Genomic DNA, 15181 nt, shown 5'->3' with positions numbered 1-15181 from the left:
TTGCTTCTGCCTTCTTGCTACCGGCAGGCCGGAGCCTGCCGTGGAATCATTTCGCGTGCTTCTGCTTGTAGTCGGCCACGGCCGCCTTGATGGCGTCTTCGGCCAGGATCGAGCAGTGGATTTTCACCGGCGGCAAGGCCAGTTCTTCGGCGATTTCGGTGTTCTTGATCGCCAGTGCTTCGTCCAGCGATTTGCCTTTTACCCACTCGGTCACCAGCGAGCTGGAGGCAATGGCGGAGCCACAGCCGTAGGTCTTGAACTTGGCGTCTTCGATCACGCCTTCTTCGTTGACCTTGATCTGCAGTTTCATTACGTCGCCACAGGCCGGTGCTCCCACCATGCCGGTACCAACCGATTCGTCACCCTTGTCGAAAGCGCCCACGTTGCGCGGGTTTTCGTAGTGGTCCATCAACTTGTCGCTGTAAGCCATGATCTTCTCCTGCGTGCGGCCAACCCTGTAATGTTGGCCGCATCATCAAAACGGTTTAGTGGGCAGCCCACTCGATGGTGTTGAGGTCGATGCCTTCCTGGAACATTTCCCACAGCGGCGACAGTTCGCGCAGCTTGCCGATCTTCTGCTGCAGCAGCTTGACCGCGAAGTCGATGTCTTGCTCGGTGGTGAAACGGCCGATGGAGAAGCGGATCGAGCTGTGCGCCAGTTCGTCGTTGCGGCCCAGGGCGCGCAGTACGTAGGACGGCTCCAGCGAGGCGGAGGTACAGGCCGAACCGGAGGAGACGGCCAGGTCCTTGATCGCCATGATCAGGCTTTCGCCCTCGACGAAGTTGAAGCTCACGTTCAGGTTATGCGGTACGCGCTGCTCCATGTCGCCGTTCAGGTACACCTCTTCGATGCTCTGCAGGCCGGCCCACAGGCGGTCGCGCAGCGCGCCGATGCGGGCGTTTTCCGCGGCCATCTCTTCACGGGCGATACGGAAGGCGGTGCCCATGCCCACGATCTGGTGGGTAGCCAGGGTGCCGGAGCGGAAACCGCGCTCGTGGCCGCCACCGTGCATCTGGGCTTCCAGGCGCACGCGAGGCTTGCGGCGGATGTACAGCGCGCCGATGCCTTTCGGACCGTAGGTCTTGTGGGCGGAGAAGCTCATCAGGTCAACCTTGAGCTTGTCGAGGTCGATCTCCACCTTGCCGGTGGCCTGGGCGGCATCCACATGGAACAGCACGCCACGGGCGCGGCACAGTTCGCCCAGTTCGGCGATCGGCTGAATCACGCCGATTTCGTTGTTCACCATCATGATGGAGGCCAGGATGGTGTCCGGGCGCAGCGCGGCTTCGAAATCGACCAGGCTTACCAGCCCGTTTTCCTGCACGTCGAGATAAGTCACCTCGAAGCCCTGACGCTCCAGCTCGCGCATGGTGTCCAGCACGGCCTTGTGCTCGGTACGCTGGGTGATCAGGTGCTTGCCCTTGCTCTTGTAGAACTGGGCTGCGCCTTTCAGCGCCAGGTTGTTGGATTCGGTGGCACCGGAGGTCCACACGATCTCCTTGGGATCACAGTTCACCAGCTGGGCAACGTCGGCGCGGGCGTTTTCCACGGCTTCTTCCGCCACCCAGCCGTAGCTGTGGCTGCGGGAGGCCGGGTTGCCGAACTGTTCGGTCAGGTACGGGATCATTACTTCGGCCACGCGCGGGTCAACCGGGGTGGTGGCGGAGTAGTCAAGGTAGATCGGGTGCTTAAGCTCGCTCATTACGGGTTCTCCACGTAGTCGCGTCAGGCAGCGTTGCTGCCGGCGATGGCGTCGCTACAGGCGGCTGTGCGGCGCAGGGTGCGTTGATCTTGTACGACGCTGGTGTCTTTTGCCTTCTGGTTGTCTACCAGGCTGGCCAGGCTGATCTTGGACAGGTAGTCGAAGATGGTGGCGTTAAGGCTGGTCCACAGGTCGTGGGTCATGCAGCGGTGGTTGTCGTGGCAATTCTCGCGGCCGCCGCACTGGGTGGCGTCTACCGGTTCATCCACGGCAACAATGATGTCCGCGACGGAAATCTCGGCCACGGTACGGGCCAGGGTGTAACCGCCGCCCGGTCCGCGCACGCTTTCAACCAGCTGCGCACGGCGCAGTTTGCCGAACAGCTGTTCCAGGTAGGACAGCGAAATGCCCTGGCGCTCGCTGATGCCGGCCAGCGTTACCGGTCCGCCGGTTTCGCGCAGGGCGAGATCCAGCATGGCGGTGACGGCAAAGCGTCCTTTGGTGGTGAGGCGCATGGTGTAGGCTCCCAGAGTGGTTGACCGGATTATCCTAATTCCGAGTAATTTAGTCAACTATTGCGTGCGGGGAGTCCGGTATGAATGGCGGCAAAGATAAAGGCGTGGCCGGCAAGGGGGAATCCTGCGCTTGGCGTAGTCCGGACGGCTGATCCGGTGCCGGTTCGGGGCAGGGCTGCGGCGAAGCCGGGATTTTACCTGTAAATCCGCGAGCTTGGCAGTGTTTTTTCCATTGCCGGGATGTGAGTCGCTGGTGCGGTGATGGCATGGTGTATCATTGGGCAAACAATTGTTTGATTGATGGTGGGCCAAGCTGCCCGACAGAACGAAGGAAACAACCATGCAAGATGTGGTGATCAGCGGCAGCGGCCTGTTTACGCCGCCCCATGCCGTTAGCAACGAGGCGCTGGTAACGGCGTTCAACGCTTATGTGAACGACTACAACCAGCAGCACGCTACGGCTATTGCCGCCGGTGAATTGGCGCCGCTACAGGAGTCCAGTGCGGAATTCATTGAAAAGGCGTCCGGTATCAAGCAGCGCTATCTGATGGATGCCAGCGGCGTGCTGGACCCGCAGCGCATGACGCCGTATCTGCCGGAGCGCAGCAACGACGAGTTGTCGGTGCCGGCCGAGATGGCGGTGGCTGCTGCGCGCGACGCGCTAGCCGCAGCCGGCAAGACGGCTGCCGACATCGATATGGTGATTGCGGCGGCTTCCAATATGCCGCGCCCGTATCCGGCGCTGTCCATTGAAGTGCAGCAGGCGCTGGGGATCAACGGTTTTGCCTTCGACATGAATGTGGCCTGCTCGTCGGCGACTTTCGGCATCCAGACCGCCGTCAACGCCATTGCCAGCGGTCAGGCACGCGCGGTGCTGATGGTGAATCCGGAAGTCTGCTCGGCGCATCTGAACTTCCGCGATCGCGATAGCCACTTCATTTTTGGCGATGCCTGCACCGCGGTGGTGCTGGAGCGTGCCGACACGGCGACTGCGGCCAACGTGTTCGAGGTGCTGGGCTGCAAGCTGGCGACCGTGTTCTCCAACAATATCCGCAACAATTTCGGCTTCCTCAATCGCTGCGACGAGAGCGGCAGCGGTGCGCTCGACAAGCTGTTTGTGCAGCAGGGGCGCAAAGTATTTAAAGAGGTATGTCCGATGGTGGGTGAGCACATCGTGACGCACCTGGACAGTAAGGACATCCAGCCGGCCGGGGTAAAGCGCTTCTGGCTGCATCAGGCCAACCTCAGCATGAACCAGCTGATCGCCCGCCGTGTGCTGGGACGTGATGCCGATACTCTGGAAGCGCCGGTGATTCTGGACCGCTACGCCAATACCAGTTCAGCCGGTTCGGTGATCGCCTTCCATCTGCATCATGCCGATATGGCCGCTGGCGACATCGGCGTGCTGTCGTCGTTCGGGGCCGGCTACTCGGTTGGTAGCGTGATCGTCCGCAAGCGCTGAATGGACTGACTGCAACAAGGGCGCCAGTAGGCGCCCTTGTTGTCATGCGGCCGGGCTCTTACTCCTGCGTCAGTGCAGTCGCCCACGGCAGCAATTGCTTGTCGTTTACCACGCTCAGGGTGGCACGGCGGAAGTCCTGCAGGATGGCCGAACGGCTGCCGCTGGACGGGTAGGCGAGCACATAGCTGTGACAGGTGTCGGTGACAAAGGGGCGAGTGATAACACCCTGGTGTTGCCATAGCTCGGAAGCGAACGGTTCGACGATAGACACGCCAAAACCGTGTGCCACCATCGCGTAGCGGGTATGTGAGGTGTGGGTGCGGATGGTGTAGTGCGGATGCACACCGGCATGGCCGAAGTACTTGGCTTCCTGGTTCTGGCTGAGCGGGTAATTGGGCATCCAGCCGATGACGGTTTCGTGGGCGAGATCCTGCGGGGTGATGACCTCGCGGGCGGCCAACGGGTGATCGGCGCGCATGGCGCACAGCACGGGGGCTTCCAGCAGCGGTTCGACTTCGATGCCGGCAATGGCCGGAATGCTCAGGCTCAGGGCGACGTCTACCTTCAGATCCTGCAGCTTTACCATGACTTCGGCGTTGCCAACGGTATCGATCTTGACGGGGACATCGGGGCGCAAGGCAAAGAACTCTTTGAGGATGTGCGGCAGCAGGCTGGTCGAAAGGACAGGCATGCAGGCAATGGCCAACCCTTCGTTTTCCTCGGCGCGGATGGTGTCTGCGGCCTGACGCAGGCGCTCCAGGCCGAGAAAGTTCTCCTCGACCGCGCGCTGGAAGCGGATGGCGGCCGTCGTTGGCTCCATGCGGCCTTTGGTGCGGTTGAACAGCCGGAAACCAAGGTCTTCCTCCAGATCGCTGATCAGGCGGCTGATGGCAGGCTGTGTGATGTGCATGCGGCGTGCGGCGGCAACCGTCGTGCCGCAGCTCATCAGGCAACGAAATGCCTCGATCTGTCTAAAACGAATCATTTTTATTTGTGGCGGCGCGGTTGGCCGACATGGAAAACGATGCGTCAACCCTATAACAAAATCACATAGAACATCAATTTTATTTAGTGGATGTGATAGCGAGGCTTGTGAAATACTCGGCCGCCATCGGCCCTGGAAGGTGTCCGACTGGGCACCGGAGCCCGGCCCCGTGCATGAGGGAGCATGCAGGGAGTGCAAACTGCCGCCACGCGGCCCCAGAAACATAAATGCACAGTGATAAATGCATGGCACAACAAAATGGCAGCTAATTACTTGTGATCAGCCGCCTGCGTTCCATAATGCATTTGTCCGGGGCTAACAAAATCCGGTACGCCTTTTGCATTGTTTATGTGGCAATGCCAGGTATCACTTCTTCAAAAATAGAAATAGGGAAATGAGAAACATGCAAGTAGCCAAGCATCTGCTGTTTGCTGCCGGTCTGACCGTTGCAGCAACTGCCGCCCACGCCGCGGGCACCCTGATTTACTGTTCCGAAGCCAGCCCGGAAGGCTTTGACTCCGCGCAGTACACCGGTGGTACCACGTTTGACGCTGCCGGCCATGCCATGTTCAACCGACTGGTCGAGTTCGAAAAAGGTTCCACCCGCACCATTCCGGGTCTGGCCGAGTCCTGGACCATCTCTCCGGATGGCAAGGAATACACCTTCAAGCTGCGCAAGGGCGTGAAGTTCCATACCACCGACTACTTCAAGCCGAGCCGCGAGTTTGGTGCCGATGACGTGGTGTTCACCTTCACCCGCATGATCGACAAGAACTTCCCGTTCAACAAAGCCTACCCGGCAGAATTCCCGTACGCCTCCGATACCGGTCTCGATGCCAACATCGTGAAGGTGGAAAAAGTTGACGCCAATACCGTCAAGTTCATCCTGAAAGACCCGGACGCCGACCTGCTGGCCAAGATCGCCATGCCGTTCGCTTCGGTGCAGTCCGCTGAATACGCCGACAAGCTGCTGAAGGAAGGCAAAGCCTCCATGATCAACCAGCAGCCGATCGGTACCGGTCCGTTCGTATTCGTGCGCTACCAGAAAGATGCGCAGATCCGCTACAAGGCCAACAAGGACTACTGGCGCAAGGGTGCGGTTAAAGTCGACAACCTGATCTTCGCGATCACTACCGACGCCTCGGTACGTGCGCAGAAGATGAAGGCCGGCGAATGCCACATCATGTCCTATCCGAAACCGCAGGATCTGGCCAGCATGAAAGCTGACCCGGCACTGAAAGTGACTACCGCTCCGGGCTTCAACATCGGCTACCTGTCGTACAACGTTGAAAAGCCGATGCTGAAGAAGCTGGAAGTGCGTCAGGCACTGGACATGGCGATCAACCGCAAGGCCATCATCGACGCGGTATACCAGGGTCAGGGCCAGGAAGCGGCCAACCCGTTCCCGGCTTCGCTGTGGTCCTACAACAACAAGCTGCGTAACGCCCCGATGGACATCGCCAAAGCCAAGGCCCTGCTGGCCAAGGCCGGCTATCCGAACGGCTTCGAGATCACCCTGTGGGCGATGCCGGTACAGCGTCCGTACAACCCGAACGCCAAGCTGATGGCCGAAATGATCCAGTCCGACTGGGCCAAGATCGGCGTGAAAGCCAAGATCACCACCTACGAATGGGGTGAGTACCTGAAGCGCATGAAGAACGGCGAACACGACACCGGCCTGATCGGCTGGACCGGCGACTATGCCAGCCCGGATAACTTCCTGGGCGTGCTGCTGACTTGCGAAGCCGTAGGTGGCTCCAACTATGCCCGTTACTGCAGCAAGGACTTCGATGCCGCAGTCCTGAAGGCACGCAAGAGCACCGACATGAAAGAGCGCACTGCGCTGTACATGAAGGCTCAGGAAATCTTCAAGAAAGATCTGCCGTGGTCGACCATTGCCCACTCGACTGTAAACCAGCCGATGCGCAAGGAAGTTAACGGCTTCAAGATCAGCCCGTTCGGCGATTACTCCTTCGAAGGCGTAAGCGTTAAGTAAGCGGTAACTGAAGAAGCGCGGGGTTCGCCCCGTACTTATGGACAAGGAGGGCGCCATCGGCCCCTCCTTGTTTGCTGATTGGCTATCAGGTTATGCAAAAGGAAAGTCGGCGCGGTTGCGGCAAGCGACAGCGTTGACCTGGGTCAAGGCTACCAGCGAAGGTCATCGCTAAAGTGCGTTCTGCCGTGGCGGCCTTGCAGCTGGTATAGGTGGGTGGTTCAGATGCAACCAGTCGCCCGGCGCCTCCCCCTCGCGTGTCTGGCACGCTTTCCTTGCGCTCTCCGTTCTAGTAGCACACGTCGTGTCGTCACAAGCGGCATGCACGGGAGACGTATCTTATGTTCGCATTCATTTTGCGCCGGTTGGGTGTACTCATTCCGACCTTCTTTGGCATCACGCTGCTGACTTTTGCGCTGATCCGCATGATTCCCGGCGATCCGATCGAGGTAATGGTGGGCGAACGCTCGCTCGATCCGGTGATGCACGCCGCTGCCATGAAGCGCCTGGGTCTCGACCAGCCGCTGTACGTGCAGTACTTCGATTACATCGGCAAGCTGTTCCATGGCGATCTGGGCGCCTCGCTCAAGACCCAGGAAAGCGTGTGGAAAGAGTTCACTACCCTGTTCCCGGCCACGCTGGAGCTGGCGCTGTGCGCGCTGGTATTTGCCACCGTTGTCGGCTTGCTGGCCGGGGTGGTTGCCGCCATCAAGCGCGGTTCGATCTTCGATCACGGCGTGATGGGGGTTTCGCTCACCGGCTTCTCGATGCCCATCTTCGTATGGGGTCTGCTGGCGGTGATGCTGTTCTCGGTCTATCTCGGCTGGACCCCGGTGTCCGGTCGCATCGACCTGCAATATGACATCGCCCCCGATACCGGCTTCATGCTGATCGATGCCTGGCGTGCCCAGATCGCCGATCCGGAGCTGAATGCCGGTGCCTTCAAAGACGCCATCATGCACCTGATCCTGCCGGCCATCGTGCTGGGCACCATTCCGCTGGCGGTGATCGCACGGATGACCCGTTCCTCGATGCTGGAGGTGCTGCGTGAAGACTATGTGCGTACTGCGCGCGCCAAGGGTCTGTCGCCGGCGCGCGTGATCTTCATCCATACCCTGCGCAATGCGCTGATTCCGGTACTGACCGTGATCGGCCTGCAAGTCGGCACGCTGATGGGCGGCGCCGTGCTGACCGAGACCATCTTTTCCTGGCCCGGTATCGGCAAGTGGCTGATCGAGGCTATCGGCCGCCGCGACTATCCGGTGGTGCAGAACGGCATCCTGATCGTGGCTACGCTGGTGATCGTCACCAACTTCATCGTCGACATCCTGTACGGCATCGCCAACCCGCGTATCCGTCACGCCAAGTAAGCAGGAAACCAACATGGCAAATGTGAATACAACGTCGCAAACCGTTGCGGCCAACGAAGATCCGGCGCTGAGCTATCCGTCGCCGCTGAAGGAATTCTGGTCCAGCTTCAAGCAGAACAAGGGCGCCGTAGCCGGCCTGATTTTCATGTCGGTCGTGGTGTTCTGTGCGCTGTTCGCCGGCATCATCTCGCCGCACGATCCGCTGGAACAGTACCGTGACCACCTGCTGACCCCGCCATCGTGGGCCGAAGGCGGTGTCAGCCAGTTCCTGCTGGGCACCGACGAACTGGGCCGCGACATCATGGCGCGCCTGTTCTACGGTGCGCGCATGTCGCTGCTGATCAGCCTGATGTCGGTGCTGCTGTCGCTGATTCCGGGCGTGATCCTGGGCCTGCTGGCGGCATTCTTCCCCAAGGTGCTGGGCGGCCTGATCATGCGGCTGATGGACATCATGATGGCGCTGCCGTCGCTGCTGCTGGCCATCGCCATCATGGCCATTCTCGGGCCGGGCCTGATCAACGCCATGATCGCCATCGCCGTGGTGGGCCTGCCGGGTTACGTGCGACTGACTCGTGCTTCCGCCATTACCGAGCTGAACCGCGACTACGTGACCGCGGCCCGGGTATCCGGTGCCGAACTGCTGCGCCTGATGTTCGTGACCGTGCTGCCCAACTGCATGGCACCGCTGATCGTGCATGCCACCATGAGCTTCTCTTCCGCCATCCTGGAAATCTCCGCACTGGGCTTCCTCGGCATGGGTGTGCAGCCGCCGACGCCGGAGTGGGGCACCATGCTGTCCGGCGCCCGTGACTACATGACCAGTGCCTGGTGGGTGGTGCTGATGCCCGGCCTGACCATTCTGCTGGCGGTGCTGTCGATCAACCTGATGGGTGACGGTCTGCGTGACGCGCTGGACCCGAAAATGAAGCGCGCGGCGTAAGGGAAAATCATGAGTCTGTTGCAAATCAAGAATCTGTCGGTCGAGTTCGGCAATGCGGCCAACCCGTTCCGCGCGGTAGAAAACCTCGACCTTAGTGTCGACCAGGGCGAGATCGTCGGTATCGTCGGCGAGTCCGGCTCCGGCAAGTCCGTCACCATGATGGCAATGATGGGGCTGCTGGAAGGGCAGGGCCGCATCGTTGCCGACCAGCTGGAATTCGACGGCAAGAACCTGCTGACCATCAGCCCGAAAGAGCGCCGCAAGATCGTGGGCAAAGACATCGCCATGATCTTCCAGGACCCGATGACCTCGCTCAACCCCAGCTACACCGTCGGCTACCAGATCATGGAAGTGCTGAAAGTGCATCAGGGGCTGCGTGGCGCGGAGCTGAAAGCGCGCGCGCTGGAACTGATGGAACTGGTGGAAATCCCGGCAGCCAAGACCCGTCTGGAAGCCTACCCGCACCAGCTGTCCGGCGGCATGAGCCAGCGCGTGATGATTGCGGTGGCCCTGGCCTGTAACCCCAAACTGCTGATTGCCGACGAACCGACCACCGCGCTGGACGTCACCATCCAGGCGCAGATCATGGAGCTGCTGGTCAATCTGCAGAAAGAGCGCAATATGGCGCTGATCATGATTACCCATGATCTGGCGGTGATTGCCGAAGTGGCGCACCGCGTGGCGGTGATGTATGCCGGCCAGGTGGCAGAAGAAGGCCATGTGCCGCGTCTGTTCCAGCACCCGGTGCACCCGTACACCGAGGCGCTGCTGTCCTCCATCCCGGAACACAGCAAGGGGGCGCGTCGCCTGACCACGCTGCCGGGTATCGTGCCGGGCCAGTACGACCGCCCGAAAGGCTGTCTGCTCAGCCCGCGCTGCCCGTATGTGCAGGAGCGCTGCCGCGCCGAACGTCCGGCCATTACCCCGTATGAGCATGGCGCCGTGCGCTGCTTCTACCCGCTGTTTGACAAGGAGGCCCAATGAGCCAGACCGTATTGCAGGCTCGCGACCTGACCCGTCACTACGAGGTGTCGCAGGGCTTCCTGAAGCCGAAGGCGATGGTAAAGGCGCTTAACGGCGTATCGTTCGAACTCAAGTCCGGCAAGACGCTGGCCGTGGTGGGCGAGTCCGGTTGCGGCAAGTCCACGCTGGCGCGCCAGCTGACGCTGATCGAGGCGCCGACCGCCGGCTCGCTGGTGCTGGATGGCGTCGATATCGCCCGCGCCAGCAAGGCCGAGCTGAAGGCGATGCGCAGCAAGGTGCAGATGGTGTTCCAGAACCCGTATGCCTCGCTCAACCCGCGCCAGAAGATCGGCGACCAGCTGGGCGAGCCGCTGCTGATCAACACCAAGCTGTCCGCCAGCGAGCGTGAAGTAAAAGTGCGGGCGATGATGAAGCGCGTCGGCCTGCGCCCGGAGCACTACTACCGCTACCCGCACATGTTCTCCGGCGGCCAGCGCCAGCGTATTGCCATCGCGCGCGCCATGATGCTGCAGCCGCAGATCGTGGTCGCCGACGAACCGACCTCGGCATTGGACGTATCGATCCAGGCACAGGTACTGAACCTGTTCATGGATTTGCAGGAAGAGTTCAACACCGCCTATGTGTTTATCTCGCACAACCTGGCAGTGGTCGAGCACGTGGCCGACGACGTGATGGTGATGTATCTGGGCCGTGCGGTGGAAGTGGGCAGCAAGGAGGCGATCTACAGCCAGCCGCTGCACCCGTACACCAAGGCGCTGCTGTCGGCGACGCCGTCGGTGCGCGAGGAAGACCGCCGCGCCAAGATCAAGATCACTGGCGAGCTGCCCAGCCCGCTCAATCCGCCGACCGGCTGCGCCTTCCACAAGCGTTGCCCGTTTGCCACCGAGCGTTGCAGTCAGGAAGTGCCGCAACTGCGCGAACTGGCGGGGCATCAGGTGGCCTGTCACCACGCGGAGAGCATCAACGCCTGAGCGCACTGTGGTCAGGCCCATGCACTACAGTACAAGCACCGGAGTGGTGAATCGCACCGCTCCGGTGCTTTTTATTCTGCAATGCAGCAAAAAAACCTTGTCCCACCTTCTAGCCGCAAGTACATTCCGCCATGACACATAGCAACAAAGGAAAGCGTCAATTGAAGCGAGCCGTCTATGCCGGGAGTTTTGACCCGGTAACCAACGGGCATCTGTGGATGATCCGCGAAGCCGTCGAGCTGTTCGACGAGCTGGTGGTTGCCATTGGCGTCAATCCGGAAAAACGCTGCAGCTTCTCGGTGGACGAGCGGCTGGACATGCTGCGCGCGGTGACGCGTGGCTTTTCCAAGCTCAAGGTGGAAGTGTTCGAAAACCAGTTTCTGGTCAATTACGCGCAGAGCATCGACGCCAACTACATCATCCGCGGCATCCGCACCGCCAGTGATTACGAGTACGAGCGCACCATGCGCTACATTAACTCCGACCTGCACGCCGATATCACCACCATCTTCCTGCTGCCGCCGCGCGAATACGCCGAGGTGTCCTCCACCATGGTGAAGGGACTGATGGGGCCGCAAGGCTGGGAACAGATGATTCGCCACTACGTGCCGGAACCGGTGTACCGCAAGCTGGTAAACTATTATCAGCAGCAGGTGCAGCAGCTGGACTAAGCATCACCACACTGCGGCCAACGTTGGCCGCATACCGCATACCCCACGCGCCGGACATCCTCCGGCGCGTCGCATTTCCGAGGTAAACCATGGTAGACGTATCCGCCTTTGTTGGCCGTCTCTCCAAGAACTACAAGCATTACGCCAAGTGGGCGCGTCGCGGCGAGCTGGAGGCCTGGCGCGTGTACGACCGCGATGTGCCGCAATTCCCGCTGATCATCGATGTCTACGGCGAGCGTATCCACCTGCAGGAATACGATACCGGCTGGCAGATCGGCGATGACGAATACGCCGAATGGATCGCCGCGGTACAACAGGCAATTTGCGAGGTCACCGGCGTGGCGCCGGACGCCATCTCGCTGAAGGCGCGCCGCCGGCAGAAGGGCGACAGCCAGTACGAGAAGACCGGCCGCGAGGGCGAGGATTTCGTGGTGGCGGAGCAGGGCCAGCGTTTCTGGGTGAACCTGGATGCCTATCTGGATACCGGCCTGTTTCTCGATCACCGCAACACCCGCAAGCGGGTGCGCGAAGAAGCCGCCGGCAAGCGCTTTCTCAACCTGTTTGCCTACACCGGCAGCTTTACCGTTTACGCCGCCGCCGGCGGTGCCGTCAGCAGCGAGACGGTAGACCTGTCCAACACCTATCAGGCGTGGAGCCGCCGCAATTTCGAGCTCAACGGCCTGGATCTGGCCAGGCACGTGCTGGTCCGCGACGACGTGTTCCAGTATCTGGAAGACGCCGCCTTTGCCGGCAAGCAGTTCGATCTGATCGTGATGGACCCGCCGAGCTTCTCCAACAGCAAGAAGATGCAGGACGAGCTGGATGTGCAGCGCGACCACGTCAAGCTGGTGGACGGTGCCATGCGCCTGCTGGCGCCGGACGGCGTGCTGTATTTCTCCAACAACCTGCGCAGTTTCGAGCTCAGCCCACTGCTGGTGGAGGACTACGCGGTACGCGACATCAGCAAGCAATCGGTGCCGGAGGACTTCCGCAACAAGAAGATCCACCAGTGCTGGCGCATCACCCATCGCCAGCCGCAGTCAGCGATAGCGACACACAATTAAAAAATTTATAAATTCAATGGTGATCCTGCCTTGAGATTTGCCGCGGCAGCGCCACTTCTCCAGACATCAGGGCCGGCAATCGTCGCCGGCCGCAACCAAGGATGACAGCATGTCTTACGTGAACATCACCGCCGATACCTTCAACGACTACGCCGAGCGCGACGGTATCCTGTTTCTGGATTTCTGGGCCGACTGGTGTGGTCCTTGCAAGATGTTCGGCCCGATTTTCGAGGCGGCTGCCGACAAGCACCCGGACATCGTGTTCGGCAAGATCGATACCGAAGCCGAACGCGAGCTGGCGGCGCATTTCCAGATCCGTTCCATTCCGACGCTGATGGCGCTGAAAGACGGCATCGTGGTGTTCCATCAGGCTGGCGCCATGATGGGCGGCCAGTTCGACCAGCTGATCCAGGCAGTACGCGATCTGGACATGGAGCAGGTCCGCGCCGACATCGCCAGCAAGGAGCAGTAAGCCTGGCGCCGGGCGCGGTAACGCAACTTGTGGCCGCGCAAGCGGTCTGTATCACTGTTGGCCGCAACGTTCGCGTTGCGGCCAACGTCTGTTCAGCCATTTGTTGCCGGAGTCCCCGCCATGCGCAAGCTGTCCTCCCTGTTGCTGTTGTTGCCGGCCATCGCCAGTGCCGCCTGCCCGCCCTTGCTCGACCACCGCGTTCCCGGCCTGAGCGGTGGCAGCATCGATATGTGTGCCTATCAGGGCAAGGCGGTGGTGGTGGTCAATACCGCAAGCCATTGCGGCTTTACCCCGCAGTTCAAGGGGCTGCAGACGCTGTGGCAGAACTACCGCGACAAGGGGCTGGTGGTGGTGGGCTTTCCCAGCGACGATTTTTTCCAGGAGCTGGACCAGGATCAGGCGGTCGCCAGTTTCTGCCAGGTGAACTACGGCGTCAGTTTCCCGATGGCCAGCCGCGTGCATGTGCGCGGCGATGAGGCCGATCCGCTGTTCCGGCAGCTGGCCGCGGCCAGCGGCGATGCGCCGAAGTGGAACTTCTACAAGTACGTGATCGCCGCCGACGGCAAGACCGTCACCGCCTTCAGCCCGCTGACGCGGCCGGATTCCGCCAGCTTCATCAAGGCGGTGGAAGCGGCGCTGCCGGGGCCCTAAGCGCCGTGGCGCGGCCTGCCTGGCGGCAGGCATTTGCCTTTCTTCGCCGCCCTTCATTACCATCGCATTTTCGCCGCCGCTGCGGCCAACCTGTCCGATTCCACTGCCCGCGACCCATCCATGTTCAAGCGTCTGATGACCCTGGCCAGCACCCTGCTGCTGGCTGCCTGTGCCAGCTATCCGCCATCCGGCGGCAGCAGCAGTCCGGTGAGCTACCAGCCGGCCCGTTTCAGTGATCTGCCCGGCTGGGGCGCGCCGCTGGCGGGCGAAAGCCTGGCGGCGTTGCGTGCCAGCTGCCGCAGCCTGCAGGGGCGGCCGCAGTGGCAGGGCGCCTGCAGCGAAGCCAGCGCCACCGATGCGGCCAACCCGCAGGCGGTGCGCAGCTTCTACGAGCAGCGCTTCGTGCCGTGGCAGGTCAGCGAGGCCGGCAAGGATAGCGGACTGATTACCGGCTACTACGAGCCGCTGCTGGCCGGCAGTCGCAGCCAGTCGCCGCAGACGCCGTATCCGGTGTACGGCGTGCCGGCCGATTTGTATGTGCTGGACATCACGCCGGCGCAGCGGGCGCTGCCGCAACTGGTGGCGCGCCGCGGCAGTGGCAACCGCCTGCAGCTGGTGCCGGGCAAGACCGTGGCCGGCGATGGCGAAATCCAGATCACCCTGGCCGACTTTGTCACCGACAGCCGCACCCGTGCGCTGAAAGGCCGGCTGGAGGGCAACCGCCTGCTGCCGTACTACACCCGTGGCGAGATCGACGCCGGCAAGGGTGTGGCGACTATGCCGGTGCTGGCGTGGGTGGAAGACGAAACCGAGCTGTTCTTCCTGCAGGTGCAGGGCTCCGGCCGCATCCAGCTGGAAGATGGCAGCTTTATCCGTGTCGGCTATGCCGACCAGAACGGCCACGGCTACAAGTCCATCGGCCGCTGGCTGGTAGACCAGGGGCAGATGCGTATCGAGGACGTATCGATGCAAAGCATCAAGGCGTGGATTGCGGCCAACCCGCAGCGTCGTGCCGAGCTGTTTGCCGTCAACCCCAGCTACGTGTTCTTCAAACCGCTGCCGGCCAATGACAGCGGCCCGCTGGGCGCCATGGGCGTGCCGCTGACCGGCGGCTACAGCGTGGCGGTCGATCCGCGTTACATCCCGCTGGGGGCGCCGCTGTACCTGGCCACCACCTGGCCGCTGGATGGTACGCCGCAGCCGTTGAACCGGCTGGTGCATGCGCAGGACACCGGCGGCGCCATCCGTGGCGGCGTGCGCGCCGACTTTTTCTTCGGCTTTGGTGCCGAGGCCGGCATGTACGCCGGGCGCATGAAACAGAGCGGCAAGCTGTGGCTGCTGCTGCCCAAGGGCATGACCCCGGCGGCCAACCCCTGAACGCCGCCTGATGCGGCAAGGAT

15 protein-coding genes are annotated in these 15181 nt (G+C 61.6%); 11 read left to right on the top strand and 4 right to left on the bottom strand.

The window, feature by feature from the left end:
* Positions 1–46: 46 nt before the first annotated feature.
* From iscU to iscR, 3 genes are read right to left on the bottom strand one after another with little or no spacing between them, the layout of a single operon-like run.
* Positions 47–430 carry a Fe-S cluster assembly scaffold IscU gene (gene iscU, locus HU218_RS02265; RefSeq protein ID WP_174873323.1) on the bottom strand — a complete coding sequence of 128 codons (384 nt, stop codon included), beginning with the start codon at positions 428–430 and terminating at the stop codon, positions 47–49.
* Positions 431–485: 55 nt separating this feature from the next.
* Complete coding sequence (locus tag HU218_RS02260; RefSeq protein WP_174873322.1) at positions 486–1703, bottom strand: IscS subfamily cysteine desulfurase; 1218 nt, start codon at positions 1701–1703, stop codon at positions 486–488.
* A gap of 23 nt (positions 1704–1726) precedes the next feature.
* A complete protein-coding gene (gene iscR, locus HU218_RS02255) occupies positions 1727–2218 on the bottom strand; it encodes a Fe-S cluster assembly transcriptional regulator IscR (protein WP_174873321.1) in 492 nt (163 codons plus the stop codon).
* 340 nt (positions 2219–2558) lie between these two features.
* Here iscR and HU218_RS02250 point away from each other — a divergent pair, with 340 nt between their 5' ends.
* A complete protein-coding gene (locus HU218_RS02250) occupies positions 2559–3680 on the top strand; it encodes a beta-ketoacyl-ACP synthase III (protein WP_174873320.1) in 1122 nt (373 codons plus the stop codon).
* A gap of 58 nt (positions 3681–3738) precedes the next feature.
* On the opposite strand, the gene HU218_RS02245 is transcribed toward HU218_RS02250, so the two are convergent.
* Positions 3739–4665 (bottom strand): LysR substrate-binding domain-containing protein, encoded by a 927-nt coding sequence (locus HU218_RS02245; RefSeq protein ID WP_174873319.1) that lies wholly within the window; start codon positions 4663–4665, stop codon positions 3739–3741.
* A gap of 403 nt (positions 4666–5068) precedes the next feature.
* Between HU218_RS02245 and HU218_RS02240 the strand changes: the two genes are divergently transcribed.
* From HU218_RS02240 to mltA, 10 genes are all read left to right on the top strand, one after another.
* A complete protein-coding gene (locus HU218_RS02240) occupies positions 5069–6661 on the top strand; it encodes an ABC transporter substrate-binding protein (protein WP_174873318.1) in 1593 nt (530 codons plus the stop codon).
* Positions 6662–6999: 338 nt separating this feature from the next.
* Positions 7000–8028, top strand: a complete 1029-nt coding sequence (locus HU218_RS02235) for an ABC transporter permease subunit (RefSeq protein ID WP_174873317.1) — start codon at positions 7000–7002, stop codon at positions 8026–8028.
* Positions 8029–8041: 13 nt separating this feature from the next.
* Entirely contained in the window at positions 8042–8968 is a 927-nt protein-coding gene (locus HU218_RS02230; RefSeq protein ID WP_174873316.1) for an ABC transporter permease subunit, read from the top strand.
* 9 nt (positions 8969–8977) lie between these two features.
* The gene (locus tag HU218_RS02225; protein WP_174873315.1) at positions 8978–9952 is read left to right on the top strand and encodes an ABC transporter ATP-binding protein; all 975 of its coding nucleotides are present in this window, start codon (positions 8978–8980) and stop codon (positions 9950–9952) included.
* Positions 9949–10923 carry a peptide ABC transporter ATP-binding protein gene (locus HU218_RS02220; protein WP_174873314.1) on the top strand — a complete coding sequence of 325 codons (975 nt, stop codon included), beginning with the start codon at positions 9949–9951 and terminating at the stop codon, positions 10921–10923. Before HU218_RS02225 ends, HU218_RS02220 begins: the two co-directional genes overlap by 4 nt.
* A gap of 131 nt (positions 10924–11054) precedes the next feature.
* On the top strand, positions 11055–11594 hold the full coding sequence (gene coaD / locus HU218_RS02215; RefSeq protein ID WP_174873313.1) for a pantetheine-phosphate adenylyltransferase: 540 nt from the start codon (positions 11055–11057) through the stop codon (positions 11592–11594).
* An 89-nt stretch (positions 11595–11683) separates the two neighbouring features.
* Positions 11684–12658 carry a class I SAM-dependent methyltransferase gene (locus HU218_RS02210; protein ID WP_174873312.1) on the top strand — a complete coding sequence of 325 codons (975 nt, stop codon included), beginning with the start codon at positions 11684–11686 and terminating at the stop codon, positions 12656–12658.
* 109 nt (positions 12659–12767) lie between these two features.
* Positions 12768–13130: a thioredoxin gene (gene trxA, locus HU218_RS02205; RefSeq protein ID WP_174873311.1), complete on the top strand. Its 363-nt coding sequence runs from the start codon at positions 12768–12770 to the stop codon at positions 13128–13130.
* A gap of 120 nt (positions 13131–13250) precedes the next feature.
* Positions 13251–13781 (top strand): glutathione peroxidase, encoded by a 531-nt coding sequence (locus HU218_RS02200; RefSeq protein ID WP_174873310.1) that lies wholly within the window; start codon positions 13251–13253, stop codon positions 13779–13781.
* 120 nt (positions 13782–13901) lie between these two features.
* The gene (mltA, locus tag HU218_RS02195) at positions 13902–15158 is read left to right on the top strand and encodes a murein transglycosylase A (RefSeq protein ID WP_174873309.1); all 1257 of its coding nucleotides are present in this window, start codon (positions 13902–13904) and stop codon (positions 15156–15158) included.
* Positions 15159–15181 lie beyond the last annotated feature (23 nt).

This window comes from Vogesella oryzae, assembly GCF_902829295.1.
GTDB classification, from domain to species: Bacteria; Pseudomonadota; Gammaproteobacteria; order Burkholderiales; family Chromobacteriaceae; genus Vogesella; species Vogesella oryzae.
Note: the sequence above shows the minus strand (reverse complement) of the source record. Positions and strands in the feature narration are given on the sequence as shown.

Coding starts and splice junctions, on each gene's coding strand:
- iscU (WP_174873323.1), bottom strand. CDS start 430: ATGGCTTACAGCGACAAGTTGATGGACCACTACGAAAACCCGCGCAAC.
- HU218_RS02260 (WP_174873322.1), bottom strand. CDS start 1,703: ATGAGCGAGCTTAAGCACCCGATCTACCTTGACTACTCCGCCACCACC.
- iscR (WP_174873321.1), bottom strand. CDS start 2,218: ATGCGCCTCACCACCAAAGGACGCTTTGCCGTCACCGCCATGCTGGAT.
- HU218_RS02250 (WP_174873320.1), top strand. CDS start 2,559: ATGCAAGATGTGGTGATCAGCGGCAGCGGCCTGTTTACGCCGCCCCAT.
- HU218_RS02245 (WP_174873319.1), bottom strand. CDS start 4,665: ATGATTCGTTTTAGACAGATCGAGGCATTTCGTTGCCTGATGAGCTGC.
- HU218_RS02240 (WP_174873318.1), top strand. CDS start 5,069: ATGCAAGTAGCCAAGCATCTGCTGTTTGCTGCCGGTCTGACCGTTGCA.
- HU218_RS02235 (WP_174873317.1), top strand. CDS start 7,000: ATGTTCGCATTCATTTTGCGCCGGTTGGGTGTACTCATTCCGACCTTC.
- HU218_RS02230 (WP_174873316.1), top strand. CDS start 8,042: ATGGCAAATGTGAATACAACGTCGCAAACCGTTGCGGCCAACGAAGAT.
- HU218_RS02225 (WP_174873315.1), top strand. CDS start 8,978: ATGAGTCTGTTGCAAATCAAGAATCTGTCGGTCGAGTTCGGCAATGCG.
- HU218_RS02220 (WP_174873314.1), top strand. CDS start 9,949: ATGAGCCAGACCGTATTGCAGGCTCGCGACCTGACCCGTCACTACGAG.
- coaD (WP_174873313.1), top strand. CDS start 11,055: ATGACACATAGCAACAAAGGAAAGCGTCAATTGAAGCGAGCCGTCTAT.
- HU218_RS02210 (WP_174873312.1), top strand. CDS start 11,684: ATGGTAGACGTATCCGCCTTTGTTGGCCGTCTCTCCAAGAACTACAAG.
- trxA (WP_174873311.1), top strand. CDS start 12,768: ATGTCTTACGTGAACATCACCGCCGATACCTTCAACGACTACGCCGAG.
- HU218_RS02200 (WP_174873310.1), top strand. CDS start 13,251: ATGCGCAAGCTGTCCTCCCTGTTGCTGTTGTTGCCGGCCATCGCCAGT.
- mltA (WP_174873309.1), top strand. CDS start 13,902: ATGTTCAAGCGTCTGATGACCCTGGCCAGCACCCTGCTGCTGGCTGCC.